Genomic DNA, 26,250 nt, shown 5'->3' with positions numbered 1-26,250 from the left:
AGCCTTTAGCCTTTAGCCTTTAGCCTTTAGCCTTTAGCCTTTAGCCTTTAGCCTTTAGCCTTTAGCCTTTAGCCTTTAGCCTTTAGCCTTTAGCTCAGCTCCCTGACCGCATCTTCGGTATGGAAAAACACCTTGCCGGGTTTCAGTTGCCTGAGAAAGTCGGTTTTTTCAAGCTTATCGAGCACCGGACCTTTCGCTTCCGAGATATGCAGGGTTATTCCCGATGCCTGTAAGCTATGGTTCAGGTTTTCCAGCACTTCCAGCGCTGTGCTGTCTATGTCGCTGACTGAGGTAAAAATAAGGATGATATGCCGGATGCCCGGCTGCCGTCTTAACTCCGATTTGATGAACTCCTCAATATAATTGATATTGGCAAAGGTGATGTTTTCATCGATGCGCAGCAACAGCAGCTGCGGCCAGGTTTCCACGCTATGGCGTTTGATATTGCGGTAATGCCCGGTGCCGGGTATGCGTCCGACTACGGCGATATGCGGGTGGCTGGCTTTGCGCAAGTGGCTGACCAGGGTCAGCATAATGCCCAAGGTGATGCCTTCTTCAATGCCGTAGAGCAATACGCCTAGCAAGGTGGCGGCTTCGGCGATGCCGTCGCCGCGGTCATAGCGCCAAGTGTGGACAATGTCGGACAGTTTTACCAAAGGGATGATGGCGACCAGAATGATCGCAGCCAGCGCCGCTTTGGGGATGTTTTCAAACCATGGGCTAAAGAAGATGACGGCCAAGGCGAGAATACCGGCGGCTATCAGCATGGCCATCTGGGTGCGCGCACCGGCGGAAAAATTGACCATCGTGCGGCTAAAGCCTCCGGCAACCGGCATTCCTCCTGAAATGGCGGCGGTCAGGTTCGCTATGCCCAACGCAATCAATTCCTGATTAGGGATGATTTTTTCGCCCCTGAAATTGGCGGTGACCTTGGCAATGGCTACGCTTTCCACGTAGGCAATCAAGGTGATAAAGCCGGAATAGGGCAGCAAAATGTACCATTTTTCAATGGGGGAGAAATCAAGGTTCAATGCCGGAAAACCTGATGGGACTTGGCCGACAACGGTCACATGGCCGGTTAGGTCAAAATAATCGACTGCCAGGGTTGTCACGATGATAGTCAATAACGGCCCGCATTTGCTTATTGCAGTGATCAGGGATGCTTGCATGCCGATATTTTTAAGCATGGCGACCAGCGGTTTGCCGAAAAATATCAGCAAGCTCAGTGCGGTGAGGCCGATTAATAGGGCGCCCGGTATGAAGCCTGAAAAATAATGGCCGTAGCAGGCCGCATCAACGCCGCATGACGGCGTTTTTAAGCCGAACAGATGCGGTAATTGATTGCCGATAATCAATAAAGACGCGCCGCTGGTAAAGCCGGTCAGCACCGGATGGCTGATGAAGTTTACCAGTCCGCCCATGCGCAAGACCGCCATCAGTAACAGGATGATTCCGCTTTCCGCCGACAGGATAAGCGCACTTTGCACCGGATTGCCCAGCGCGGCGACTTCCGGCGCGGTTAACGCCCCGGCAATCATGATCGCGGCAATTGAGGCGGGGCCGACCGACAGGGTACGGCTGGTGCCGAGCAGGGCGTAAAGCACCGGCGGCAGGATGCTGGCATAGAGCCCGAGCTGAGGCGGCAGTCCGGCCAGGATCGCGTAAGCAATGCCTTGCGGCACCAGCAAAATGGCGGTGATGATGCCGGCGAACAAGTCGCTGTTAAATTCCTGGCGGGTGTAGGTTTTTAGCCAGCCTATAATCGGAAATAACCGGGTTAATCGTGAGTTATCGGATTTTGAATACGGCATGGAGGAAGTAAATGGCAAAGGGCTAAAGGCAAAGGGCGAAAGGAGAAGCGTAGGGTCCAAAGCGGTTGTATTCGCCTTTTGTCTTTCGCCTTTCGCCGATTAAAATTTAATCTTCTTTCAAAAACTTTTTGGCATAGCATTCCAGATGAGGAATGTCGATGCGGTAGCCTTTGATCATCAAATGCCAGTACAGCCACGGAAAGCCGGTGGTTTTGCCCCACCACCAGATCCAGCGGTTTTCCCTGGGGTCCAGCAACGGGAAAGACGGCGTTACTTTGCCGTCGTAGGAAAACTCGGCCAGCATGACCGTATTCAGCGAGGTGGTCAGCGGGCAGGAGCCGTAACCGTCATAGCCTTCCCGGACATCGTTGCTGTTGCGCAGGCTCAGAATATTGTCAACGACGACCGGAACCTGCTTGCGCACCGCTGCGGCGGTTTTGGCGTTGCTGGTTGCAGCTGCATCGCCCAGGCCGAAAATATTGCCGTATTTGTTGTGTTGCAGGGTTTTGGGATTGACATCTATCCAACCGGCGGCATTGGCCAGCGGGCTTTTTTTGATGAAATCCGGCGCGCTTTGCGGCGGCGTGACATGAATCATGTCGAACGCTTTGGCGATGCGCTGCTTGTTGCCTTCGCCGTCTGTGACTTCGAAGGTGGCGGTTTTGGCCGGGCCGTCAATCGCAACCAGGTTGTGGTTGAAGTTGGTTTTTATGCCGTAGCCCGCAACGACTTTGCTTAAGGCTTTGGCGAAAAACGGCACGCCGAAAATGCCCGGTCCGGCATTTAAAAATTCAATATTGAATTTGTCCAGCGTGCCTCTTTTACGGAAACGGTCTGCGGCCAGGTACATGATTTTTTGCGGCGCGCCCGCGCATTTGATCGGCATCGGCGGCTGGGTGAACAGCGCCGTGCCTTCCTGGATAGTCTGGATACATTCCCAGGTGTATTCCACAGTCTCGGCGGAATAATTGCTGCAAACATTGTTTTTGTTCAGTGTTTCTTTCAGGCCTTCGATTTTGTCCCAATCCAGTTGCAGGCCGGGGCAGACGACCAGGTAGTCGTAGCTGATCGTATCGCCGGAACGCAGGGTGACGCTGTTGCCGTCCGGCTGAAAGGTCTCGGCGTAATCCTTGATCCAGGTGACGCTCGGATGGATCAAGTCGGCCTCATTGCGCGTGGTTTGTTTCATGGTATACGCGCCGCCGCCGATAATCGTGAAGCCCGGCTGGTAATAGTGGACTTCGGACGGTTCAACGATCGCAATATCGATGTCGGCGTTTTGGCGACGCATGTTGTTGGCGACGGAAACGCCGGCGGCGCCTCCGCCGATGATCAGTAAGGTATGGTGTTGGGTTGTCATAAATTCCTCTCAGGCATGTAGTTATTGGAAAATTCCGGTGCATGGCAAAAAGTTGTAAAGCACTGCATTGTCGCCATACCCTTTTTTCTCTTTATTTAAGCGGCTTCTTTTTTAAGGCGCATCAGTGCAATCCCGACTTCACCGGATACAGTGGTAAAAGCCGAACCGCCATCCAGCATTGTCTCTGCTTCGGTGTATTTTTTTGCATTAATGGCTGATGCCACTTTCCCAGCTTCAACGTGAAACGCGGCGTGTTTGTTTAAAACTGTTGCATAACTCGGTAAAGTGCTGCATTGAGTCTTACCTTCCTCATGCAGCCATTTGCCGAGGTCGCAACAATTGTCCTTGCTAATGGTTACGGAATCCATTCGTTCTTGCTTGGATATAGCGGTACGGAATTTTACTTTCCAGTCCATATGTTTTTGAATTGCGCTATCTAAATTCATTATTTTTCCTTTTTTGTTAGCGTTTATCGACTGAGTTTATTTGCTGCCCTGACTGACAAAATACGGGTTCTTTTTCCAGGCTTCAAATCCGCCGGCCATAGACAGTACATTAGTGTAACCCAGTTGCTGTAGGGTCTGCGCCGCCAGTGCCGAGCGGTTGCCCAGGCGGCAGTAAATCAGCACCGCTTTCGACTTGTCGGCCAGTTCGGGTAGGCTGCCTATTTTGAATTCCAGCATGCCGCGCGGCAACAGTATGGCTCCGTCAATGTGTCCTGCCGCGTATTCGCTTTCTTCGCGGGTATCGATCAGCACAATATTACCTTCCGCAAGCAGCTGTTTCGATTTGGCGACATCGATTTCGACAATACGTTGCTTGGCCGCATCGACCATATCTTCGGTTTTTGTCGTGGCGCGGACAGGCAGCGTTTCGTCCCTGAGCGTCACCGCATCCTGGCGCTCGTTCTCATCCAGGCCGCAATAACGGTTGGCGGGCACCGCTTCATCGATCAGCCGGGGTTTGGGCAAGTTCAGGTTGTTCATGATCTCGATAAACTGCTCGCGAGTCTTGCCTGCCAGACGGGGGTTAGTCGTGCGCTCCTGCTTGATGCTGCTGACCCAGCGTTGTTGGTAATCGTGGCCCGGATAAACCAGCGTTTCATCCGGCAGGGTGAACAGGCGTTGGGTGATGCAATCATAAAGCGCACCGGCGTCGCCGCCCTGGAAATCGGTGCGTCCGCAACCGCCGATCAACAACGAATCGCCGGTAAACACGCGGTCGCGCCATAGGAAGGAGATGCTGCCGCGCGTATGGCCCGGCGTGGCGATGACCTTGATCTGTTCGTCGCCTGCGAATTTGAAAATATCGCCGTCCTGGATTTGAATGTCGGCCGATTCCGCGCCGCACAGCCCGCTGACGCCGGTTTGAGCGCCGAGGCGTTGACGCAGCAGGCCGCTGGCGGTGATGTGGTCGGCATGAACATGCGTTTCCAGAGTGTATTTCAGATTCAGGCCGTGTGCGTTCAGCAGGTCAATGTATTCATCGATATGGGTGTTGACCGGATCAATCAGGACGGCGTCTTTACTGACTTGATCGGCAATTAAGTAAGTGTAGGTCCAGGTTTCCTGGTCGAATAGTTGTTTGAATAGCATGGTGGTTCTCCGGGGTTAGGGGGTATGCCTGGGTTACAGCAAGGCCCGTGCCAAAAGATTAAGACAAAGGGCAAAGGGCTAAAGGCAAAGGGCGCATAGCTACAGTGCGCCTTTCGCCTTTAACCTTGCGCCTTTTATCTGTTTCATATATTGTTTCAGTGAAACATTTATTCGATTCATTGAAACATCTATGAAACAATTTTCCGAATCATTGCCAGACTGGCTGGCGCACCAGCCGCTGCAACCGTTGTTTTTAAATCTGCTGGGCCTTTGCGATGGTGCGGGTCTCTATATTGTCGATCGGGATCAACGGATTGTTCACTGGAGCCAAGGTGCGGAGCAGTTGTCGGGATTAAAAGCTGCGGACGTCACAGGCAGTCCCTGTTTGCAAGAATACGCCATTACCGAGGCTGGAGACCATAAAAAACAACGCATACAATTATTTAACATGGATGGGCATAGCATTGAGCTGAGAAAAATATCCCAGATCTTGTATGACCAAGCGGGGGCTTTTTCCGGTGGCTTGGGCTTGTTGCTTCCCGTTTCGGAACAGTCGGAAAACGCGCTTTTGCCGATGGTTTCAGCCGAGGTTCCCGTGCCGGAACCCGGAAAGCAGGGTTTTCAAGGGTTGTTAAGCCGCTCACCGGCCATGCAGGCGGTTTTCCAGATTATTCAAAATGCGGCAGAAACCGAAGCCACGGTATTGGTCAGGGGCGAGAGCGGTTCCGGCAAGGAACTGGTCGCCAAGGCCATTCACGGCCTGAGCGCCCGCCGCAACGCGCCTTTCCTGGCGATCAATTGCGCGGCCTTGTCCAGCAGCCTGCTGGACAGCGAGTTGTTCGGCCATGTGCGCGGCGCGTTTACCGGCGCGGTCAAGGAGCATAGCGGCCTGTTTCAGCGCGCGCACGGCGGAACCCTGTTTCTGGATGAAGTGGCCGAACTGCCGCTGGAATTGCAGGCCAAGCTGCTTCGGGTCATACAGGAAAGAAACTTTATCCCGGTCGGCGGCGACCGTTCGATCGATGTCGACGTGCGCATCGTCGCCGCGACCCATCGCTCATTACGGGAGGAAGTCAAAATGGGGCGTTTCCGAGAAGACCTGATGTACCGGCTCAGGGTTGTGCCGATATTTATTCCGCCGTTACGTGAACGCCGGGAAGACATAAGCTTGCTGATCTGGCATTTTATCCGGCAGCATAATGCGGCCAATTTCAGGACTATCGAAAAAATCGATCCGCAAGCGATGAAGACTTTGCTGGATTACACATGGCCTGGGAATGTCCGGGAGCTGCATAATGTCGTGGAATATGCGTTTGCGGTAGGCAGAGGAACGACTTTGCGCTGTTCTGAGTTGCCCCCCGAGTTTAGGGAGCCGCGTACCGCGGCGGCCCAAGTTACGCAGAATTCGCCGCTGTCGGAGGCGGAAGAATCTGCTGCGATCCGTCAGGCGTTGGAACAAAGCAATGGCAAGGTTAGCAGCGCCGCCGGTTCGCTGGGTATGAGCCGGGCTACGTTCTGGCGCAAACGCAAGGTTTACGGGATTTGAAATTAGACGGCACGAGCCTGAAAGCCGCCCATGCTTCGACAAGGCTCTCCTGAGCGCAGCCGAAGGGCTCAGCACGAACGGTTTTGACCGTTTTCAACTGCGTTTTTAAGATGCATGCAGTTACGCTGTGATCGCGATAAAATGACTTCAGGCATCATGCCGAGCGATTTTATAATCAGCAATTTCCATTCCTTAGTTGCAATAGCGCAGAACTGTCGATAAAGTTCTGCGGAATATTTCCTAATTCCATGAATTCACCAAGAGGGTATCTGTACATGAAAATCCATTTTTACTGTTTGGGCCTGTTAGCCGCATTGTTTTGCCTGCCGGCATCTGCGGCTGACCTTAGTCGGTCGGCGGTACAACAGCATTTGGCCAAGGCGGATAAAAGCCATCCGGCAAAGCTGCGCCGGAAAGATCTTCGGGGCGTGGATCTGTCCGGCCTGGATTTCAGGAATGCCGACCTGTGGGGCTCGGATTTGCGTAACGCCAATTTAAGCAACAGCGATTTGTCCGGCTTGAATCTGGATTTAACGGTGATGACCAAAGTTAATCTTTCCGGCGCAAACTTGTCCAATACCAGTATTTTCGGCGTACACATGGGCGGGGCTAACTTGAGCAAAAGTAACCTGACCGGCAGCCGCTTTATCGCCAATCTGGACCGATCCAATCTTAGCCATGCCAATCTGTCTCATGCCAATTGGGGCGTCGATATGAAGAACCAGCCGATGGGCTTGATGCGGGTCAGCCTGAATAATGTCGATTTATCGGGCGCCGATCTGTCCGACGCCAACCTGAACCGTGCATTGATGCGCCATGCCAATCTGTCCGGGAGCATCTTGAAAAACACGGTGCTGTTCGGCGCCGATCTTTCCGGCGCTAATTTGACCGATGCCGACTTGTCGGGCGCGGATTTATCCGAAACCAAATTGGAGGATGCTGATTTTACCGGCGCTAACGTGGCAGGCACCCGGTTTGGCGGCATTAAGGATAAGTCGGTTTTGAAGGGGCTGATTTCCAGCAAAAATCTTGAAGCGGCTATTTTTGATTGATTCTGAAAACGGGGATTAAATAGCCTTTAATTCACCATGAAGATACGAAGTTTTCTCTTCGTGAACTTCGTGGTGAAATGCTTTTCCCAGGATCACCTATTCTTCTGTTGCGCCCTCAATAACTCAGTAAACTCATCCGCCGGTACCGGCTTGCTGGTGAAATAACCTTGGTAGGCATCGCAACCTTTCTCCCGCAAGAACGCTAACTGGACATGTGTTTCGACGCCTTCGGCCAGGACTTGAAATCCCAGCGTATGCCCCATTGCAATAATGGTCGCGGTAATTTCCATGTCGTCTTGAAGATGCGGAATATCGTCGATAAAGCTTTTATCGATTTTCAGCACGTCGACAGGAAAGCGTTTGAGATAGGCCAGAGAAGAATAACCGGTGCCGAAGTCGTCGATGGCCAGACGAACGCCCTGGCTGCGCAGGTTGTTGAGCACCTCCACCGCTTTATCCTGATTATCCATTAATCCGCTTTCGGTCAATTCCAATTCCAATTGCCCTGCGGGAAAACCGGTTTCCGCGAGTATTTTCTCCACCAGCGCGCTTATATCGCAACGGCGGAATTGGTGCGGCGATACGTTGACGGCAAGGGTTAGCGGCGAAAAGCCGGCTGCCAGCCAGAGCCTGCCTTGCCGACAGGTTTCGCGCAGCACCCATTCGCCAATCGCGATAATCAGTCCGGTTTCCTCGGCAATGGGAATAAAATTAACCGGTGCGATAAGTCCATCGACCGGGCTTTGCCAGCGCACCAGCGCCTCGGCTCCGATAATCCGGTTGCTGGCGATATCGATCTGCGGCTGGTAAAAAACACGCAATTCCCGTTGTTCAATGGCCTTGCGCAGGCGGTCTTCCAAAGCGATGCGTTTGCGAACGGCAATGGTAAGCTCTTCGGAGAAATAGGCGAAGCACCCTCGTCCGGCCTGTTTGGCCTCGTACATCGCGGTATCGGCTTGCTCTATCAGCAGTTCGGGATTACTGCCGTGTTGCGGATACAGGCTGATGCCGATACTGGCGCCGATCTGTACCTCGTGGTACTGCTCATGGTCGGCTTCATTGCCGCGAGTTAATTGGAACGGCCTGCTTAAATCGGCGACTATGTCCTCCGCCACCCGTGCGGCGTCTTCCGGGTGTGCAATATCCTCCAGCAGCACGATAAATTCGTCGCCGCCCAGGCGCGCCACCATGTCCACTTCGCGCAGCCGGGACTGAATACGCGCCGCGACTTGTTGCAGCAGCTCGTCTCCTGCGGCGTGGCCCAAACTGTCATTAACGGCTTTAAAGCGATCCAGATCGAGCATTAACAAGGCGAGTTGCTTGCCGCCCCGCCGCTCTACCTCTATGCCGTGTTTCAAACGCTCCAGCAGCCAGCGCCGGTTAGGCAGCTGTGTTAAATGGTCCTGCGTCGCCAGTTGATTGAGTTCGTCTTGCAGTCTGGCGCTGACCAGGGTAACCAGGATAAGCAGCCGGGCGAGTCCGACAATAAACAGCAGCATAAAAAAGAATCTGTCCGGCTGATCCTGGGATTGCAGGAAGCTGTTTACAGGCGTCTGCGTCATCATCAGGGTGATCATGCGGATAAAATGGATGACCGCCTCGGCGCCGACGAAGAAGATGAGCAGATTGGTTTCCATGATCAGCGCGGAGTTTCGCCGCCGCAGGATGTCGCGCACTACGAACAAGCTTATCAATATGGTAAATACCGACATGGTGATCTGCCGCGCCGGTATGGACGGCCAAACGGCCATGAATAAGCCGAGCAACGCCGTGGCCGGCAAGACGAACAGGACCGGTAATAACCACCCGTGGCAGCGAAGTCCAAAAAAGCCGCGGATGCCGGTCCAAAGGAAAACGCCGCCGGCCAGGATCACTGAGTTTGCGATGACGATGGATAGAATGTCGGGAATAATTCCGCGCAGACAAAGGCCGAGAAACCCGGTAAAGAGCAGCAGACAGGCGAAAAACCAGTGACGCGGCCCGTCAAGCTTAGGGTGTCTGCGAATCGTTATCGCAAAAGCAATGGCGAAAACCGCATCGGCGATGAGGTAAGTCATCAGCATTGTTAATATATCAAACTTCATCGGTCGGGATTATTTCTCATGCCTGTGTCTTTGTCGATAGGATCGGTTTTGGGTGCGGCTTTGATCTAGGAAAGCGTTGAAGCTCATGGCTGGACAAGGCTCTCTTCAGCGCGGCCGAAGGCTACTCGCCAAAGGAATCAATGCGTTATCGTTCGCTCTGGGCCTGTCGAAGGATTCAATCGGCGCTTCCCTAAATGCCGGTGCGTAAGCCCAAATAAACCGCCGCACCATTAAAATTAAAGTCATAAATTTCCGGGGTACGTTCATCGGTGATGTTTTCGCCGCGTAAATACACATCGGTTTTTTGCGTTATCTGGTATTTTAGCTGGGCATTGATGCGAGGGGCGCTACGGGCTCTGAGCCTATTGGCTATATCAAACCAATAACCGCTATGAACGGTGAGTTCCAGGCGCAACTTTAACGGCTGCAACAATTGCACTTCATTCCAGAAGACGCTTTGGTGTTCGGGCCGGGCCGGCACGAACAATTGGTTAAGCGGATTTTTGGCATGCATATAGCTGTAATTTAAACCGCTTTCCCAGTCGCCGGTCCAGCGGTGTTGCGACTGCATTTCCGCTCCCCAGACATTCGCTTCCTGGATATTGCCCGCCTTGGTTATACCGGTGTTCGGATTCAGCTGCATGGTAATCATTTGCCGGTAATTTTGATAATAACCGCTCACTTTGAGTTCGCTTCCGCGCGCCGGACGCCAACCCCAGCCGATTTCGCCGCCGGCGTTATGTTCCCCCTGCAAGGCTGCGTTGCCGAATACCGGGTGCATTAATTCGCTGACGCCGGGTTGGCGATAGCCGGTGCCGCCGTTGGCCCAGATGTTCATGTTTTGCGGCAATGACCGGTTCGCGCCCAGCGAGAATACCTGATGATCGCCATAAGTGTCGGCCTGATCGAAACGCGCATCGGCGCTCCATTGCCAATCGCCGAGAACCAATTCTCCGCGCACATTGGGGCTGGTCACTGTTTGCGAAGCCGGCAAGCCCTGCGCCTGCTGCTGTTGGCTGTTAACCCCCCAGACCAGCAAGGCCTGGTCCTGATTGTCCTCGCTCAGCGCCAAGCGATGGGTGTTTTTCCAATCCAGCATGAATAATTGGCTGGTGAGTGAAAACGGCCGGATCGAGGTGGTTTCCATTTTTTGCCGGTCTTGAGTAAAACCGAATTGCAGCGAACTGTTCCAATGCGACGCCAAATCGTATTGGCCGTGCAGCTGCGCCACCCAGGTTTCATCCGACAATCTGCCGCGCCTGTCGTCCACCCAGCGTGTTGTGTGGCTGGGCAATATCAAGCCGGGACCGTCGATGTCTTCATGGGTGCTCACAAAATAGAATGAGGCATCCAGACCGCCCCGGCTGAATTCTTTAAACCAATTGCCCGAGGCGTGGGTCATGCCGAAGTTATCGCGCTCTGTACCGTTTTGCGCCTGACTGACGCCGTTGAAAACATCGCTGCGCCCGGCCACCGCCGAGAAATCGCCCGCCTGGGTCGTCAGGCCGCTACCGGCAGTGCTGCGCACAGTGTCGTAACCGCCCCCTTCGACATGCAAAAAATTGTCCTTTGCCTGCATATGCCGGGTTTTCAAATGAATGGCTCCTCCGAGGGTGCGGCTGCCGTGCCGTTCGCCGCCAGAACCCCGCGTTACCGTTACCCGGTCTAAAGCATCCGGCGCATAGTGGCTCAATGAGTAAAACCCGGCAAAATTAGCGAACAAGGGAACGCCATCCAACGTGACCAGTCCTTGTCCGCCGCTGGCGCCGCGTAAACTGATGCCGGTCGGCATCTGTCCGCTACCCTGGTTGAGCGTTAAGCCGCCCTGGCTTCGTAACACGCCGTTCAGGTTGGACACCCCTGTGGCCTGTAATGCGTCCCGGTTTAACTGATTCAGCATGCGCGGCGGCTCAATTAATTCAGGATAAACAGTGTCATCGTAAACCGTCATAGGCGTTAACGATGCCTTGTCATTGGCTTTACCGGCTATTGCGATGGTCGATAGGCACAGTAACAGACCGCTCAGAGCCAGGGAGATATTTGTCGAATACATGTGCTTCTTCCGGCAATGAGCGGATTAAGGCGCTTGCCGGGCGCGGGTCTGCTGTTGCTTGCCGGCTATCAGAATGCGCGCCAGCCTGCGCAGTCCGTCGGATGAAATATCCAGGCCAAACGGTGCAGCCAGTCTTTCAAGTTCGTAAATCGCGTCGGTCGCCGCTATAAAGGTGATATAGCGCAAGCCCTGAGTACCCGGCAATTCGTTGGCGATGGTTTTTAAGGTCGGCGCCAGGCGTCCCCAGGTGTCGGTAAAAAACACCCTAACCGGGTCGGCGGCGTCCGCATCGTGCTCTTCTAAGCCTGCCTGAAAGGCTGTACGCGAATTCATCAGGATTTCCGTCAGGGTTTCGCGCAGTTCCGGCGATTTTGTATCATGGGCGGCCTGTTCAATGGCTGAGCTCAAAAACGACTCCCATTCCCGCCAGGCGGATTGCCATTGTTTTTGTTCGGCCTCGCTAAAGGCGGGGGCCGGCTGGATAGCCGTCTTTTTGGCGGGAGCATTAAACTCGAGCTTAATGCCGATGCCGTCATCGCCGGCAGCGACGTTGTTGAATTTAAGCGACTTGAGTATTGCTTTAACTTCCGCCGCATTATCCTTGGGTAAAAAATGCGTCAGCGTTTGTTCGATATGGCTGCGGGATTCGTTTAAATCGATTTTTACTGCGGCAAGCCGGGGTTCGGCAAAGCGATTGATCAAGTCCTGGAGCTTGCCGATCGTCAGGTGGCGGCCTTCATGGTCATAGGCTGTCGCACTGGCGACCGGAAAGCTCAGTACGGAATGGCCTGAATCCAGCGTGGGCTGTTGCAACGTTTCCAATATCCCGGCCCATTCCAGAACGGTCAGGCATTGTCCGCCCAAGCCGGTTCCGAATCGGGCCTGGACCTCGTTTAACAGCCGGATTTGGCCGTTCTTGCCGCCAACCTCAGGATTGGAAAGCCTTAAATAGCTGCATCCCTGGCGGTCATTCCACAGCTCGGCGGCATTGTTTTTACCGGTATACAGTTGTGAGACCAGAACTTTTTTAATAAGGCTGTAATCAATTTGCAACGGAATACTGAGTTGATCGGCAGCGCTGTTTTTTGCGCACAGCAGCGATAGCCCGAATACGGTCACCATGAAACGCTTATACATGAATTTTCTCCTGTAGAACGGGGTTATAGTACGGCAATAATTACTGCGAATCTATTTTCCTCCAACAATCGCCTGCGGAATAACAACCGCCGTCACTATAGGGGCGGCCTGTTTCTCGGGAGTGTATTTGGGGAGGGTAAATTGACGGCCCATGAATAAATCATTACTGACGGTCGATACATCCTCCAGCCAGCGGGAGGATGACTGGCAGGTTTCCGAATAAGGCGGTTCTTTGCACATGTCAACGGCGCCGTCCGCCAGTATATTAAAATGCAGGCCCGGCAAGGGACGTACTCGCATGTTCGGCAAAGGCGCGGTGTAGTCCATGATGCTCGGTTCATTGAAGTTGAGCAGGTCGAGCAGCAGCTTGGGTACTTGATAAAGCGGCAGGTTGCCGATTTTAAGCGGCCCGCGTTTGCCGTCGATAAGCAACATCGGCGTGCTGACGTAGGCTTTGAACATAGCCGGCGTAAAATCGCTGCGATTGGACGCCAGCACGCCCGATTCGGCATAGCCTGCAAAATTTTCGCCCAAGAACGGCAGGTGGTCGCCGAACACCACGATAATGCCTTCCGGGTCGCGTTTGCGCATTTCATTGATAAACCCCATCAACTCCCGCGACTTGTAATAAACCGTGTTGGCGTAAGCCGGTACTTCCTCGATTTCGGACGATGAGCCGATTTTATTAGGCCGGCTTTCGCTCAACGGATAATTCCAGTGTCCGAAATAGGTCACGATATAATCCAGCGTCGGTTGTCCCGCGTCGATCGACCCGGATATTTTTTCCAGCACTTGTCGATATAAAGTGCTGTCGGACATGAATTCCTGATTCATGTCATCCTGGACAAAATCCTCCAGCGACCAGTAGGTTTGGAAACCGATGCGTTTGTAAGCATTAACACGGTTCCAGAATACCGGCACATTCGGATGCGAGGCGATGGTGCGATAGCCTTTGTCGGCAAGGATATGCGGCAAACAGGGTACGTCGTTAAGCAGTTGGCGCTCGAACTTGACCGAGTCTTTGACCACCGGAAACCCGCATAGCACCTCAAATTCGGAATTGGCGGTAAAGCCGCCGAACACAGGGGCCAGCGCATGCGAGTATTCTGCGCTCTTCCATAGCTCACGAAACTCGGGTGAAAGAGGGGCTTGTTTGAACTTTGCTTTCTTCAGCGCACTGGGGTCCCAGAAAGACTCCAGTAATACGATATGGACATTGCGCGGCGTAAATACTTTGGCGACGGGTTCTTTTTGGGCGGCTTCGGGAGACGGCTGAAGTAGCGCAGTCGTCTGAAAGCTCATGCGCCCTGCGGCCAGTAATTTATCGGCGGCTTCCTGAGCCGTATCGCCATCGGGAATGACCTCGGCTGCCGCGAAATAACGCGCGCTTTCCAATAGCGAATACAGTGTTGCGCCTCGCCACACATAATTGGAACGTTGATCCCATACCGAGTTGCCGAAGTAGCCGTCCATAGGTTCGAGTAGGGATGAGGGTTGGTAAACCACGGTGATGCCGAGCAACATGACAGCCAGGCTAGCCAGATAAGCGCTCCAATGACGCATCGAAAAATTGAACAATATCAGGCTTGCAATGGCGGCCAACGGTATGGCGGCGGCAAAGAACCGCCAGCCGTCGAGTATTAACAGCAGCGATTGCAGCGCAAAAATATCGTCCGGCATAATCGGCCCGCCGAAAAACGATATTTTTACCGCGTTACCGACATACAACAGGCCCATTAGCAGGGCGTGAATCACCAGAAAAATCCAGACGCGACGCGATAAGGCGTAGAGCGCGTAAGCGACAAGCAGTTGCAGCAGATAATCGTAAGGTATCGACGGTGCTAATATCTGGACATCGAATTTGAAAGTGCCGATCAGGTAATACAATATATAAAAGAACGTTGTGGAAAACAGCGGTAATAACTTGAGTTGCATAAGGTTGATGGGGAACTGTTTTGGATAAATAGTGGATTGATTTTACCATAGAACATATCCCGTCCCTCTGGAGGCCTGCGCTTTGAATCTTGCGCCTCGCGCTTCATCCGTCATAGAATGCCCACTTTTTATATTATTGAGGGGCGCGCAATGTCAGATACAATTTGGTTCAGAACCGGCGAAGCAACGGTATTTTCCAGCGACGGTCAAGGTACGGACGCCATGCCCGAAATATTGATAGGCAGCGTTAAAGGGCCTGCCGGCAATGCGTTTGCCAACCTGATGGGGCAAACCGCAGGCCATACCCGGATGTTCGCCATTCGAGCCTGCAATCAGCAAGTGAAGCCCGCGACGATCATGGTTCCGAAGGTCACGATCAAATCCACCGAATACGTCAACTTGTTCGGCGGTCCGGTGCAGTCTGCGGTCGCGGATGCGGTCCTGGACAGCGTTATCGACGGTATTATTCCTGCTGATCAGGCCAATGATCTGTGTATTATTGCGATGCTGTGGATCGCTCCCGAATGCGTGACCAATCCCGATCTGGACCGTAAGGATTTGTATCGCACCAACTATGAAGCGATGAAGCTGGCTATTTCCCGTGCGATGACTAATTCGCCCAGCGTTGACGAGTTAATCGCCAACCGGCACAAAATCGTCCACGAAATGTACGATCCTGAAACCGGCGAGTCTCAGTGGTAAAATAAGCCGAGCAAGCCAAACCGGGCGGGCAAAATACCGTTCTGTTTGGCGTCATTGATCTTTTGATAGCGCTTTCACTAGGCTGCCCCATCAAAACTCTATAAAATTCACGACTTTTTGTACAAAATCTTTACCATGCGTTTATTAATCAAATATCTTGGGCTCTGCTGGTTCATAAATAACCCAGCCGACTTGGTTCCGACCAAGTCGTTTATGTGGAAAACGGTCGCGTTTTATCTTATTTCCGGCATGATTGTTGAGGGTCTGATTTCCGATCCTGCCGACGGTACGCTGGAAGTCTTGTTGCGAACAATCATGGCCTTTTCGTCGGTTGCCACGTTGTTGTTCGTCACTAAAAAATGGCAATATTTTAATCAACTGTTTACGGCTATTTTTGTCTGCGAAAACTTTATTATGACGCTGGCCACTGTCACCGAGGGCCTGTATTTTTGGATGGTCATGAGCCATTACGAACGCGCGGAAGAACTATCAATCGGTATAGGTGTATTGCTGGTGGGGTGGTATTTAGCGATAGTCAGTTATATTCTGCGGCAGTTTTTTTTCTATAAAACCGGCGTCAGCGTTATTTTAGCGTTTAGTTACTTTGTGTTGACTTACGGCATTCCGATGCTGTTCATGGATATATAAAATCCAGCATCGCAGGATGGGCGGGGCGCAGTGAAATCCCTTAAATAGGATTCGGTTGTACAGGCTTTGCCCGGCAATGGCTCAGGCGTCATGCAGCCGTAGCGCTTCCGCACAAGCGGCTTGATCTTTACCCCGAGCTCTGTTGCTTTTTCGCGTTTTTTATCGCCAATTGCAGTTCCAGGCGTTGTTTTTCAAGTTCCAGTAATTCGATTTCTCCACGCAGGTAAATATCGGATTCCTGTCTGCTGTTATAACTTTCTTTTTGCATTTCCAGGTGCCGCTGCCGGCTTTTGAGATCGGCCTCAAATTCCAGTTGCTTTTGGCGTTGCTCGAAGTCTAGTCGTTTGGCTTGGTGCGCCAATGATTCCGTTTGGATTGCTTGTTCTGCGGCTCTCAGGCGGGCTTCGCGCTTTTGCTGTTCCTGCAGCTCCGCTTCGAGGGCGATTTCCTTTAAGCTGTTATCGTGCCGGATTTTTTCGGCATGGAGCCGCTTTTCAATCTCAAATTGTTCCAGCAGCTGTTTTTCTTTTTCCTCGAGCAACAACTTTTTATTGGCGGCTTCCTGGGCTTGTTTTAACCGTTCCATTTCGGCGTCGCGGTTTAATTGCTCAAGTTGTTTTTGCTTGTGTTCGATTTTTTGGTTTTCAAGGTCTTGTTCCTGACGGAATAATTCCTCTCTTTTTGCTTCGTTGAACTCAAAACTTTTTTTAAGCACGCATAAATAAACGCTTTCCTGGGCCAGTTGCACGTCGGGGAATTCTTCAAATGAAGGCTTTAATGTACATAATGTTTGGGACTGGATATTTTGTAATATCAGCATTTCACTGACAGCCAAAGCAATTTTCTTTTCAATATCGCTTACGCCTTTTTGCACCCACGCGCCATCCGATAAATTAAGCAGCTCTTTATCGACCAGGTTGATCAGTAAATCTTTATAGGTGGTTTTTATATGCTTGTTAATGTCGGACAAAATGTCCATGTTGCTGAGCGCATATTTCAATGTGGCCTGGAACCGGATGTCCAACGTTACATCGATTGTGCAAAAACCGTCATATAGCTTGATTTGTCGGGTTATGACCCAGTTTTCAACCGGTAATGGATAAACCTGGTGGTAAAAGCGTTTTACAAACCCTTCGGGGCGTAAAAATAATTTTCCGTAAGGGCCGATTTTGGTACGGACAAGCTGGCGGTCTGGGTCAAAAATAGCCTCCCAGACTTCTGGCGTAGCGGCATCGTCGCTTGCTAAGGTGCCTTCAATAAACCATTTGTCGATTTCAGTTCTGGAGCTATTCATCCGCACCTGCCTGTCTGGCAATGTTGGATTCGGCTTTTAGTTTGTTAACCTTATCGCTCATTTTTTCTGCAATCAGCGGATAAAGATTAGGCGCGAATTCCACGGTTTTGTCGTCGATTTTTCTTAAGAAACCGCGGCTTAATAATAAGCCTACGGCAAACATTCTTGACCAGTCCGAGTAACGCCTGGCCCGCTCTATTTCGCTTTTCTCGATAGTCATTTCGAGTTCGTCGTTTTTATTGATTCGAAATTCGGTAAATTGCCGCAAGCACTCAAAAACAAGGTCTTCTTCCTCGGCGGTCAACGGGCCGGGGGCGGTGAATTCAAGGCGGTATGACAGCAGCACGGTGAAAAACTCAACCATAGCCGCGCAAAGAAAGGCGAACAGCGAAAAATCGGACCACATCGCGAACGAGGGCTGAACGTCAGCTGTAAACTGTTTATAAGTCATCAATAACGGCGCCTCCGGCAACGACTGGCCGATATTGCCGGATAACAGGTTGATTTTTAACTGCACATTCTGGAAGTTTTCCAGCATCGCGGAATAGGCGCTCTCAATGTTTGTCGTTACATCCAATGCATTAATGCTGACTTGTAGCTTCTGAATATCCTTATCCAACTCGGAAAAATCCTGCTCGAATTTTGCCTGTTGCTGTTTTTTTTCTTGATAAATCTGGTTGTAATGTTTCCAGAAAGGGCCTTCGCCGACTTGATGCTTATAGCCGTCAACAATTTGCGCATGGGTTCCGAAATAAGCCTGCTGTACATCGAGCGTCGCTTTTTCCATATCGGCGCGCTGTTGTTTCAAAACCTCGCCTTTAATGACCAAGACGCGGTCCACATAGGATTTTACGTCGGTTCTGATTTGATTTAAGCGGTTAATGTGCAGGGTGTCCTTCTGGGAAATTTCATAAAACTTGAAATAAGAGAACGAAACCGACGCTGTCAGAGCAACCAGCAAAGAACACACCACGGAAAAATAACGGAAGCGGTTGGCTTGCCAATGCATGCCGGCGATTTCCAGCGAACAAATCACGATAATGGACTGGATGGCAATGGTGATGATCAGCGCTATCCAGGGCGTGATGAAATGAGACAATCCGTAGTAGGTGGTAAAACCGGAAGCGACACTCAACATCAATACAATCGGAATCGTCCATATCCTTAACAAGCCGACAAATAAGGTCTGGACGCTATTAATGAAATAGCCTACGCCGGAGGTTCTTATTTTGGAGAATTCGGAAGTTTTCATTTTAAAAGGTTGCGGTTTTCAGGCGTGTCGTGTCGAATCGAAGAATTTTTCATCTTACCTCATCTTGGCGCAATGTCGGAACTGATTTTCTCGATAAAAAGAGGAGATTAGGAAATTAAGGGGCTTTCGGCAGTTGCCTACAGGGCGTAGATAAAGAGCGTGAGAGGAGGTTAGAATAAATTGCCGGGGGAGCGGAGGGATGCAGGTGAGGAGCGTGAGCAGGGAGCGGAAGCTTAGGCTCCCTGCTGTTCTGAATCTAGTGGATGATTTTTTGCTCTTTCAATGCGTTGTAAATGTCATCAATCGCTTGGCTATCGGCATCAAAGCTGATATCCGCCAGGTTAGCGTTGTAATTGACGCATAAGCAAATCAATCCGGCGTTTTTGACTGCGTCTACCATCGATGCATTTTCAGTTTCTAAAACGGTTGCCGCATGGCCGTTGTCGAATAGTTTCCGCTCCAGCTGATAGGCGATTTCCTTACCGGCTTTGCCGGTCAGTACAACCGCCGTAGCCGTTTGGCTAAAACGCGCGGCGCGCTCTTCGGGGCTGACAGGATGCAAACTTTCCTCACCGGTGCCGCCGGTAATCATACCCGCGCCGACCGTGCCGTTGGTCAGGCGGTCGATGATGATGAACGAGCCGGTGCCTTTGTGGCTTTGGTAAGGATCGAAAACCACCGGCGCGGTCACTGAAACCGTGCAAGACCCGATCTCATTCAAGTGCAATTCGCTCGCGTCATGGTGTTCCAGGGTATTGACGTCGATTCGGTGGTGAATCATCGCGACAGAACCCGGTACGCTGCGCGTCGCCAGCTTGATGATGTATTGCTTGCCCGGCGTCAGCGCATTTTCAGCCATCCAGACGATGGTGGCTTTGAACTTGTCGGCGACGGTCGCCGGTGTTTTTTCGGTGCCGACTATCGTATCGCCGCGGCTGATGTCGATCTCGTCTTCCAGCGTCAAGGTGACGGCCATCGGCGGGAAAGCCTGTCCCAGCTCGCCGTCATAGGTCACGATAGACTTGATTTTGCTGCTTTTGCCGGAGGGCAGGGCGGTGATCTTGTCGCCTTTTTTGAAAATACCGGAAGCGACTGTGCCGCAAAAGCCGCGAAAATCGAGGTTGGGACGGTTGACGAACTGGACCGGGAATCGGGCGTCGCTGAAATTGCGGTCATTGGCGATTTCGATGCTGTTCAGCGCGTCCATCAGCGGCAGGCCGGTAAACCAGGGCATATGTGCGCTGGGATTAACCACGTTATCGCCGTCCAGCGCCGACATCGGGATAAAGGTGATGTCCTGTAAAGCCAGCGACCGGGTGAAATCCAGATAATCCTGTCTGATTTTGTTGAAGGTCGCTTCGCTGTAATCGACCAGGTCCATCTTGTTGACCGCGACGATGATGTGATGAATGCCCAGTAACGAGGCGATAAAACTGTGCCGTTTGGTCTGGGTTTGCACGCCGTAGCGGGCGTCGATCAGGATAATCGCCAAATCACAGGTTGACGCGCCGGTCGCCATGTTGCGGGTGTACTGTTCGTGCCCAGGGGTGTCGGCAATAATGAATTTACGCGTGGCGGTGGAAAAATAACGGTAGGCCACGTCAATGGTGATGCCCTGCTCGCGTTCCGCTTGCAAGCCGTCTACCAGCAACGCCAGGTCTATTTTGCCCGCGCCGGTGGTGCCTGATTTGACGCTGTCGGCCTGAACTGCGGCCAGCTGGTCTTCATAGATCATTTTGGAGTCGTGCAGCAAGCGGCCGATCAGCGTGCTTTTGCCGTCGTCGACATTGCCGCAGGTTAAAAAGCGCAATAATTCCTTGCGTTCATGTTGCGCCAAATAGGCATCAATATCGGTACTGATTAAATCGGATTGGTGGGACATGGTTTTCCTAAAAATAAATATTAGATTTATTGGGTAGTGGTTGATGCAATCAACCCATGCTTTTTGGCACCCGCTTCATTCAGGACAATAACGGAATTGAGATCTATGTTCCATATGCGAGCTGTTTTTTTGAGGGCATTTCTAAGCTTGTCTTGCAAAGGCGGCAACCATGATCTTTCACAGTTTTGAATAGCTAATATCAAAATAAAGCTCACATTTGATAGTTCAGTTTGTTTGAAAAAATCGGATAATTCCGAATTATTCTTGCTGTGTCGTTGCAAATAAATGGCGATAAATAATGATAGGCTGTTGCTAAGTTTTTCTTGTACGTCATTAATATATTCGTCAGCGCTTTGTGGGGCACTAGATTTAGCTTCAATTATTGAAATGCTTGCTTTGCCGTTTGCTGCTCTAAGCAGTAAAAACTCCGCGATCTTTACGCCTTCACCTTGTTTTGCTTTGTCGTTAATTTTTTTGAGAATTGCGCTACGTTCAATTTCAAAACAATGTCCGTCAGGATACGGGCCAAACATCCGTTCAAAGTTATCTTTGGAGTCGGTGATCATTTAAAGGCCAAATCCACTTCTTCTTCGTAAAGTCGAATCGACTCGTCAATAATGGCGTTATCAGGCATTTCATCCAGTAAATCATGTTGTTGCCAAGTATCGCCATCTTTTGAAAGCACCGGAATGGATAACTTTTGCTCCTGGGCAATCAGGAATAGTTTTTTAATAACAAAATAAGAATGACTTGCTATAAAAAACTGAATGCCGCACTGTGCTAATAAAGCAATAATATCTAAAAACTTTGAAATAGCCTCGGGATGAAGTGCCGATTCAGGCTCGTCGATAAAGACAATTGAATTACCATCTAAATAACCATTGCCGAGCAAAATATCGAGAATCGAGATTTTTTTAACACCTTCGGCAGTCACCCCAATATCAAAGCGTTGCTTTCCTTTCTTAAAAAACCAACGGCTTTGATTTTTATCATATTCTATTTTTCCTTCTAGCATATCTTCGAGAAGTTTTCGAGCATGCTTAAAAGATTTTGAATTGGCCCTATAAGCCTTTGTTGATAAATCAATATCCGGATCGCCAGAAAGCAGTTCTCGCGTGTCGACTGCAAAGCGATGCGGCAAAGGCTTTTGTAAAGCTTTTGCCAAATCAAAATACGTGTCATCAAAGCCAAAAATCTGATAACGATCCCTGGAGTCTAAAATAATATGGTGTAGCGATAATACTTCCTTAGCTGGCAAATAAATAGAATCACTATTTCTTGTGGAGGCTCGATTTTCAAGTGTGGTTATCGATTTAATAGTATCTTTGCCAAAACTATAGTTAAAGCATTTGTTATCGATAGCCAAATTAAATGACAACGCAGCATCGCAAGATTTGGCAACAAGATCACCAAGTTTTTCAGGTTGAAACGTCCAAAATAATTTCTCAAATAGAATATCGGCGGCACTAATTGGGTTATTTCCACGCTTATAGCTTTCCAATGTCCTCACAGCGCTATACATGGCCTTCAATAAAAACGATTTGCCACAGCCATTATTGCCGATCACCAAATTGATCGGGCCAAGGTTTTGCCAATCTAGCTCGGTGAGTGGGCCGAAGTTTTTTAGCTGGACGCTATTAATCATCTGCGTTCTCGGTGGGAGTTTTAAAAGTAACCTTCGCGCTTTTTTTGTTCCATCGACCCGGACTGGTCGTGGTCTATCAACCGTCCCTGGCGTTCAGAGGTGGTGGTCAACAGCATTTCCTGGATAATTTCCGGTAGCGTCGTGGCGGTCGATTCGACTGCGCCGGTCAACGGATAACAGCCCAAGGTGCGGAAACGCACCATTTTCATCTCGACTTTCTCGTCAGGGCCGATCGGCATGCGCTCATCGTCAACCATGATCAACATGCCGTCGCGGTCAACGACCGGGCGTTCCTTGGCGAAATACAGCGGTACGATCGGAATGTTTTCCAGGTGGATGTATTGCCAGATGTCCAGCTCCGTCCAATTGGACAGCGGGAATACCCGGATGCTTTCGCCTTTGTCGATTTTGCCGTTGTAGATGTTCCACAATTCGGGGCGCTGGTTTTTGGGGTCCCAGCGATGATTCTTGTCGCGGAACGAATACACCCGTTCCTTGGCGCGCGATTTCTCCTCGTCGCGCCGCGCGCCGCCGAAAGCCGCATCGAACTGGTATTTGTCCAGCGCTTGCTTGAGGCCGTCGGTTTTCATCACGTCGGTGTGTTTTTTGCTGCCGTGGGTGAAAGGCCCGATGCCTTGTTCTATGCCTTCGGGATTGATGTGAACCAGCAGATCAAGCCCCAGCTTTTTGACCATCTGGTCGCGAAACTCGATCATTTCCTTAAACTTCCAGGTGGTATCCACATGCAGCAGCGGGAACGGCGGCTTGCCCGGATAAAAGGCTTTCATGGTCAAATGCAGCATTACCGCGGAGTCTTTGCCGACCGAATATAACATCACCGGACGTTCAAATTCGGCTGCGACTTCGCGAATAATGTGAATGCTTTCAGCTTCCAGCTGTTTAAGGTGGGTCAGTTTATAATCTGTCATCAAAAGTCCGTCAGGTTTGGAGGACGCGCTATGTTTGTTGAATGCGCTCAAAGAAGACGGCTATTTTAATTTGAACGGGCTTTTAATGCCAGATTTGCTTGGGATTTATTGAGATTTCCAGGCGCATGGGGCGCTTGAAAAGAGTTAACGCATTTATTCGGCTGGTGTCATCCCGCGATTTGGTGAGGCTAAATTTTAGTTAATAGTACCTTGATGATATTATTTATCGGCTGATGCTTATACAAACAGAGGATACATGCGCACTTTTGATTTTAATGCCATTTCGATAAAGGATATTACCCAGACCTCCTTGTTGACTTGCTTGCCCAGTGAGACCATGCATAGCGCAGCCGTCAAAATGGTGGAGCGAAATTGCAGCGCTATCTTGATCGTGGTGGACGATGAAATCATTGGCATCTGGACGGAGCGCGACGTATTGAAGTTTGATTTCTCTTCTCCCTACGCCCGATCAACGCCGGTATCCGAAGGCATGAGCAGTCCTGTTCTCAGCGTTAATGAAAATGCGAGTCTGGAAGAAGTTTCGCTTAAATTTAAAAAAGACGGCGTGCGGCATTATGTCGTCACCGACGATTACGGCAGGCAGAAAGGCATTATTTCTCAAACCGATGTGATCAAGAAGCATAACTTTGAGTTTTTCCTGGTTTTAAAAACCGCAGGCAGCGTATTAAAACCGAATCCGCCGGTCATCAGATCGACGCAGAGCATGGCGCAGGCGAGCAGGCTTATGCAATCTTCGCATTCAGATGCAGTCAGCGTTGAATTTCCCGATGAATCAATCGGCATCCTCACTGAGCGCGATGTGGTCAAGGCGCTGGCTTCTTTAAGCCTGAATCCGGTTGTCGCGGATTATGCAAGCGAGCATCTTGTTACCGTTAATGAGCATGAAAGTCTTTATTACGCCAAGAAAATTATGCTCAAAAATGGCTTTCGCCACCTCGGCGTGACCGATAATAAAGATAACTTAATCGGCATTATCAATTTGAGTGACATATTAGCGGGGTTTCGCAGCACTTATGTCGAAGAGCTTAAAGAATCCCTGGCGCACAGGGATGCCTTGTTAAAGGATTCGTTAAAGAGCCTGGGCTTGGCGAAAAAGATTATTGATAACACCCAGGAAGGCGTTATCACCACCGATAAATATGTGGCCATTCAATCATGTAACGCCGGTTTCACCCGGATTACCGGTTACACGGAAGAAGAGGTTATCGGTAAAACGCCCGCCATTATCAGTTCGGGACGGCATGATAAAAAGTTTTATGATGCGATGTGGGGGAAAATCAACAAATACGGTTTCTGGCAAGGTGAAATCTGGAACCGGCGCAAAAACGGCGAGATTTACCCGGAACTGCTGACCATTACCGAAATCCGGGATGATGACACCAATGAAATCAGCAATTACGCCGCTATCTTCAGCGATATTAGCCAGTTAAAAAGCGATGAGGAAGAAATTAAACGACTGGCTTATTACGATCCTTTAACCGAATTGCCTAACCGGCGTTTATTGAATGACCGCTTGGCGCATGAGCTGGCGATTACCGGAAGATCGGGCAAGAGCGGCGCATTGCTTTTTATTGATCTCGATCATTTCAAGAATATCAATGAAACCTTAGGGCATTCGGCCGGGGACAGAGTTCTTATGGACGTCGCCTACCGATTAAAGCTCGGTGTCAGGGATTGCGATACGGTCGCCCGTATCAGCAGCGATGAATTTGTTGTTGTGTTGACCGAACTTAGCGAACAAATGGAGCCGGCATGCAATGAAGCCCGGCACATCGCCCAAGAACTGCAACAGACTGTTGGCCAGGTTTATTCGGTCATGAACCACAAGCTGTATATTTCTTCCAGTATCGGCATTGCGATGTTTTCCGAGAACTCCGGTACGACTGACGATTTGCTTAAACAGGCCGGAACCGCGATGTACCGGGCTAAAGAAAGCGGCCGTAATATGTTGCAGTTCTTTCAGCACAGCATGCAGGAAGCTGTTATGGAAAGAATGCTGATTGAAAAAGAGTTGCGTCAGGCTTTGGATGAAAACCAGCTGTCTTTGTATTACCAGCCGCAAGTCGATTATCACGGCAATCTGGTCGGGGCCGAGGCGCTTATTCGTTGGAAGCATCCGCAAAAAGGCTTTATTCCGCCCGACAAGTTTATTCCTATCGCGGAAGAATGCGGATTGATTCAAGCGGTCGGCACCTGGGTGCTTGAACAGTCATTTATCCATCTCAGGCAGTGGGACAAGCAACAGAAGCATTTACCCCATTTGGCGATCAATATCAGCCCAAGGCAGTTCTATCATGACGATTTGATCGATATACTCGCCAGGCTTGTTCAGCAATACCGGATCAGCCCGTCAAGAATCATGCTGGAGTTTACCGAAGGCTTATTGATGAATGATGTTGATGCCGCGATTGAAAAAATCAAGCAGCTGAAAAAACTGGGTTATACCTTTTCGATAGACGATTTCGGCACCGGATACTCGTCATTGAGTTATCTGAAGCATTTGCCGGTGGATCAGTTGAAAATCGATAAATCCTTTGTCGAGGATATTACTAAAAATGAAGACGATGCCGTTTTTGTCGGCACCATTATTGCGATAGCCCAACACATGAACCTTGGCGTTGTGGCGGAAGGCGTCGAATCGGAAATGGAATTGGAGTTTTTAAAAGAAAATGGATGCCCCTGTTTTCAGGGCTATTATTTCAGTAAACCCTTGCCTGACGACCAGTTTTTTGAACAGTGGTTGAAAAAGGCGGAGCACTAATTTTTAAACGGCACGATATTTTTTAATAGATGGCAGGTTAACAATGAAAATTGATTGTTTAGATTCAGTACATATTTCCGGGTTGCTGAGAAAAATTTTGGGCGGTCTGGCTATGGCGATGTTTCTGTCGGCTTCAGGATGCGCCACGGTCGGCCATGAGTTTCCGACGGGGCAGGTTTCATCGATAAAGATAGGGGAGACCACCCAGAATGACATTTACACGACATTTGGGAATCCCTGGAGAACCGGGCTTGATAACGGCTTGAAAACATGGACATACGGCAGCTACTTTTACACGTTGTTCGGCGACGGCAGTAGCGAGGACTTGGTGATTAAGTTTGATAAACGCGGCGTCGTTGCGTCTTTTGTATTCAATAGCTCAAAGCGCTCAAAGTGAGCTAAAGATTAGAGGCTAAGTTAAAGGCTTAGATTCAACTCATAAGTGCAATCGGCACTAATCGGAAAAGAAAAAGGTTAGCTGATATAGTTTCACGCTTTTTTCAATCCGACCAAAGACGAGAAAGCGCATGAGAAACTATAAAC

20 protein-coding genes are annotated in these 26,250 nt (G+C 50.5%); 6 read left to right on the top strand and 14 right to left on the bottom strand.

The annotated features are described in order from the left end of the window. Positions 1-89: 89 nt before the first annotated feature. From V3O24_RS01635 to V3O24_RS01620, 4 genes are all read right to left on the bottom strand, one after another. A complete protein-coding gene (locus V3O24_RS01635) occupies positions 90-1,811 on the bottom strand; it encodes a SulP family inorganic anion transporter (RefSeq protein WP_331305895.1) in 1,722 nt (573 codons plus the stop codon). Between the two features lie 106 nt (positions 1,812-1,917). After that, positions 1,918-3,171, bottom strand: a complete 1,254-nt coding sequence (locus V3O24_RS01630; RefSeq protein ID WP_331305894.1) for an FAD/NAD(P)-binding oxidoreductase — start codon at positions 3,169-3,171, stop codon at positions 1,918-1,920. A 95-nt stretch (positions 3,172-3,266) separates the two neighbouring features. Beyond that, a complete protein-coding gene (locus tag V3O24_RS01625) occupies positions 3,267-3,617 on the bottom strand; it encodes a CZB domain-containing protein (RefSeq protein ID WP_331305892.1) in 351 nt (116 codons plus the stop codon). Positions 3,618-3,653: 36 nt separating this feature from the next. Then, the gene (locus V3O24_RS01620; protein WP_331305891.1) at positions 3,654-4,766 is read right to left on the bottom strand and encodes a rhodanese-like domain-containing protein; all 1,113 of its coding nucleotides are present in this window, start codon (positions 4,764-4,766) and stop codon (positions 3,654-3,656) included. Between the two features lie 190 nt (positions 4,767-4,956). On the opposite strand from V3O24_RS01620, the gene V3O24_RS01615 reads away from it, so the two are divergent. Together V3O24_RS01615 and V3O24_RS01610 are read left to right on the top strand one after the other, a co-directional pair. Continuing rightward, positions 4,957-6,312, top strand: a complete 1,356-nt coding sequence (locus V3O24_RS01615) for a sigma 54-interacting transcriptional regulator (protein ID WP_331305890.1) — start codon at positions 4,957-4,959, stop codon at positions 6,310-6,312. Positions 6,313-6,587: 275 nt separating this feature from the next. Further along, complete coding sequence (locus V3O24_RS01610) at positions 6,588-7,364, top strand: pentapeptide repeat-containing protein (protein WP_331305896.1); 777 nt, start codon at positions 6,588-6,590, stop codon at positions 7,362-7,364. Between the two features lie 92 nt (positions 7,365-7,456). On the opposite strand, the gene V3O24_RS01605 is transcribed toward V3O24_RS01610, so the two are convergent. The 4 genes from V3O24_RS01605 to V3O24_RS01590 form a co-directional block, all read right to left on the bottom strand. Next, a complete protein-coding gene (locus tag V3O24_RS01605; protein ID WP_331305889.1) occupies positions 7,457-9,421 on the bottom strand; it encodes an EAL domain-containing protein in 1,965 nt (654 codons plus the stop codon). Between the two features lie 217 nt (positions 9,422-9,638). After that, positions 9,639-11,501 carry a TonB-dependent receptor plug domain-containing protein gene (locus tag V3O24_RS01600; protein WP_331305887.1) on the bottom strand — a complete coding sequence of 621 codons (1,863 nt, stop codon included), beginning with the start codon at positions 11,499-11,501 and terminating at the stop codon, positions 9,639-9,641. Positions 11,502-11,525: 24 nt separating this feature from the next. Further along, positions 11,526-12,638 (bottom strand): hypothetical protein, encoded by a 1,113-nt coding sequence (locus V3O24_RS01595; RefSeq protein ID WP_331305886.1) that lies wholly within the window; start codon positions 12,636-12,638, stop codon positions 11,526-11,528. Between the two features lie 51 nt (positions 12,639-12,689). Next, the gene (locus V3O24_RS01590; RefSeq protein ID WP_331305885.1) at positions 12,690-14,573 is read right to left on the bottom strand and encodes an LTA synthase family protein; all 1,884 of its coding nucleotides are present in this window, start codon (positions 14,571-14,573) and stop codon (positions 12,690-12,692) included. A 150-nt stretch (positions 14,574-14,723) separates the two neighbouring features. On the opposite strand from V3O24_RS01590, the gene fae reads away from it, so the two are divergent. Both fae and V3O24_RS01580 read left to right on the top strand, forming a co-directional pair. Next, entirely contained in the window at positions 14,724-15,275 is a 552-nt protein-coding gene (gene fae, locus V3O24_RS01585) for a formaldehyde-activating enzyme (protein WP_331305884.1), read from the top strand. A gap of 213 nt (positions 15,276-15,488) precedes the next feature. Continuing rightward, positions 15,489-15,923: a hypothetical protein gene (locus V3O24_RS01580; protein WP_258076713.1), complete on the top strand. Its 435-nt coding sequence runs from the start codon at positions 15,489-15,491 to the stop codon at positions 15,921-15,923. A 127-nt stretch (positions 15,924-16,050) separates the two neighbouring features. Here V3O24_RS01580 and V3O24_RS01575 read toward each other — a convergent pair whose 3' ends face one another. The 6 genes from V3O24_RS01575 to cysD all read right to left on the bottom strand — a co-directional run bounded on the left by V3O24_RS01575 (position 16,051) and on the right by cysD (position 22,925). Beyond that, positions 16,051-17,217, bottom strand: coding sequence for a hypothetical protein (locus V3O24_RS01575; protein ID WP_331305883.1), 1,167 nt, complete (start codon positions 17,215-17,217; stop codon positions 16,051-16,053). After that, the gene (locus V3O24_RS01570) at positions 17,210-18,469 is read right to left on the bottom strand and encodes a hypothetical protein (RefSeq protein WP_331305882.1); all 1,260 of its coding nucleotides are present in this window, start codon (positions 18,467-18,469) and stop codon (positions 17,210-17,212) included. Before V3O24_RS01570 ends, V3O24_RS01575 begins: the two co-directional genes overlap by 8 nt. Positions 18,470-18,725: 256 nt before the next feature. Further along, on the bottom strand, positions 18,726-20,351 hold the full coding sequence (gene cysN, locus V3O24_RS01565; RefSeq protein ID WP_331305880.1) for a sulfate adenylyltransferase subunit CysN: 1,626 nt from the start codon (positions 20,349-20,351) through the stop codon (positions 18,726-18,728). A 26-nt stretch (positions 20,352-20,377) separates the two neighbouring features. Next, positions 20,378-20,917: a hypothetical protein gene (locus V3O24_RS01560; protein WP_104425198.1), complete on the bottom strand. Its 540-nt coding sequence runs from the start codon at positions 20,915-20,917 to the stop codon at positions 20,378-20,380. Further along, a complete protein-coding gene (locus tag V3O24_RS01555) occupies positions 20,914-21,996 on the bottom strand; it encodes an ATP-binding protein (protein ID WP_104425199.1) in 1,083 nt (360 codons plus the stop codon). The genes V3O24_RS01560 and V3O24_RS01555 overlap by 4 nt, the downstream gene beginning before the upstream one ends. A 20-nt stretch (positions 21,997-22,016) precedes the next feature. Then, positions 22,017-22,925 carry a sulfate adenylyltransferase subunit CysD gene (cysD, locus tag V3O24_RS01550; RefSeq protein WP_104425212.1) on the bottom strand — a complete coding sequence of 303 codons (909 nt, stop codon included), beginning with the start codon at positions 22,923-22,925 and terminating at the stop codon, positions 22,017-22,019. Positions 22,926-23,181: 256 nt separating this feature from the next. On the opposite strand from cysD, the gene V3O24_RS01545 reads away from it, so the two are divergent. Together V3O24_RS01545 and bamE are read left to right on the top strand one after the other, a co-directional pair. After that, positions 23,182-25,707, top strand: a complete 2,526-nt coding sequence (locus V3O24_RS01545) for an EAL domain-containing protein (protein ID WP_331305879.1) — start codon at positions 23,182-23,184, stop codon at positions 25,705-25,707. A gap of 43 nt (positions 25,708-25,750) precedes the next feature. After that, the gene (gene bamE, locus V3O24_RS01540; RefSeq protein ID WP_104425201.1) at positions 25,751-26,104 is read left to right on the top strand and encodes an outer membrane protein assembly factor BamE; all 354 of its coding nucleotides are present in this window, start codon (positions 25,751-25,753) and stop codon (positions 26,102-26,104) included. Positions 26,105-26,250: the final 146 nt, after the last annotated feature.

This window comes from Methylobacter sp. Wu8 (assembly GCF_036440755.1).
Taxonomy (GTDB): Bacteria; Pseudomonadota; Gammaproteobacteria; order Methylococcales; family Methylomonadaceae; genus Methylobacter_A; species Methylobacter_A tundripaludum_A.
This window is presented reverse-complemented; position numbering and strand designations above follow the sequence as displayed.

Excerpts from the sequence above, each read along its gene's own strand:
- V3O24_RS01615 (WP_331305890.1), top strand. The coding sequence starts at position 4,957 with ATGAAACAATTTTCCGAATCATTGCCAGACTGGCTGGCGCACCAGCCG.
- V3O24_RS01575 (WP_331305883.1), bottom strand. The coding sequence starts at position 17,217 with ATGAATAGCTCCAGAACTGAAATCGACAAATGGTTTATTGAAGGCACC.
- fae (WP_331305884.1), top strand. The coding sequence starts at position 14,724 with ATGTCAGATACAATTTGGTTCAGAACCGGCGAAGCAACGGTATTTTCC.
- V3O24_RS01635 (WP_331305895.1), bottom strand. The coding sequence starts at position 1,811 with ATGCCGTATTCAAAATCCGATAACTCACGATTAACCCGGTTATTTCCG.
- V3O24_RS01555 (WP_104425199.1), bottom strand. The coding sequence starts at position 21,996 with ATGATTAATAGCGTCCAGCTAAAAAACTTCGGCCCACTCACCGAGCTA.
- V3O24_RS01560 (WP_104425198.1), bottom strand. The coding sequence starts at position 20,917 with ATGATCACCGACTCCAAAGATAACTTTGAACGGATGTTTGGCCCGTAT.
- V3O24_RS01570 (WP_331305882.1), bottom strand. The coding sequence starts at position 18,469 with ATGAAAACTTCCGAATTCTCCAAAATAAGAACCTCCGGCGTAGGCTAT.
- V3O24_RS01580 (WP_258076713.1), top strand. The coding sequence starts at position 15,489 with ATGTGGAAAACGGTCGCGTTTTATCTTATTTCCGGCATGATTGTTGAG.
- V3O24_RS01605 (WP_331305889.1), bottom strand. The coding sequence starts at position 9,421 with ATGACTTACCTCATCGCCGATGCGGTTTTCGCCATTGCTTTTGCGATA.
- V3O24_RS01600 (WP_331305887.1), bottom strand. The coding sequence starts at position 11,501 with ATGTATTCGACAAATATCTCCCTGGCTCTGAGCGGTCTGTTACTGTGC.
- V3O24_RS01595 (WP_331305886.1), bottom strand. The coding sequence starts at position 12,638 with ATGTATAAGCGTTTCATGGTGACCGTATTCGGGCTATCGCTGCTGTGC.
- V3O24_RS01590 (WP_331305885.1), bottom strand. The coding sequence starts at position 14,573 with ATGCAACTCAAGTTATTACCGCTGTTTTCCACAACGTTCTTTTATATA.
- bamE (WP_104425201.1), top strand. The coding sequence starts at position 25,751 with ATGAAAATTGATTGTTTAGATTCAGTACATATTTCCGGGTTGCTGAGA.
- V3O24_RS01545 (WP_331305879.1), top strand. The coding sequence starts at position 23,182 with ATGCGCACTTTTGATTTTAATGCCATTTCGATAAAGGATATTACCCAG.
- cysD (WP_104425212.1), bottom strand. The coding sequence starts at position 22,925 with ATGACAGATTATAAACTGACCCACCTTAAACAGCTGGAAGCTGAAAGC.
- V3O24_RS01610 (WP_331305896.1), top strand. The coding sequence starts at position 6,588 with ATGAAAATCCATTTTTACTGTTTGGGCCTGTTAGCCGCATTGTTTTGC.
- cysN (WP_331305880.1), bottom strand. The coding sequence starts at position 20,351 with ATGTCCCACCAATCCGATTTAATCAGTACCGATATTGATGCCTATTTG.
- V3O24_RS01630 (WP_331305894.1), bottom strand. The coding sequence starts at position 3,171 with ATGACAACCCAACACCATACCTTACTGATCATCGGCGGAGGCGCCGCC.
- V3O24_RS01625 (WP_331305892.1), bottom strand. The coding sequence starts at position 3,617 with ATGAATTTAGATAGCGCAATTCAAAAACATATGGACTGGAAAGTAAAA.
- V3O24_RS01620 (WP_331305891.1), bottom strand. The coding sequence starts at position 4,766 with ATGCTATTCAAACAACTATTCGACCAGGAAACCTGGACCTACACTTAC.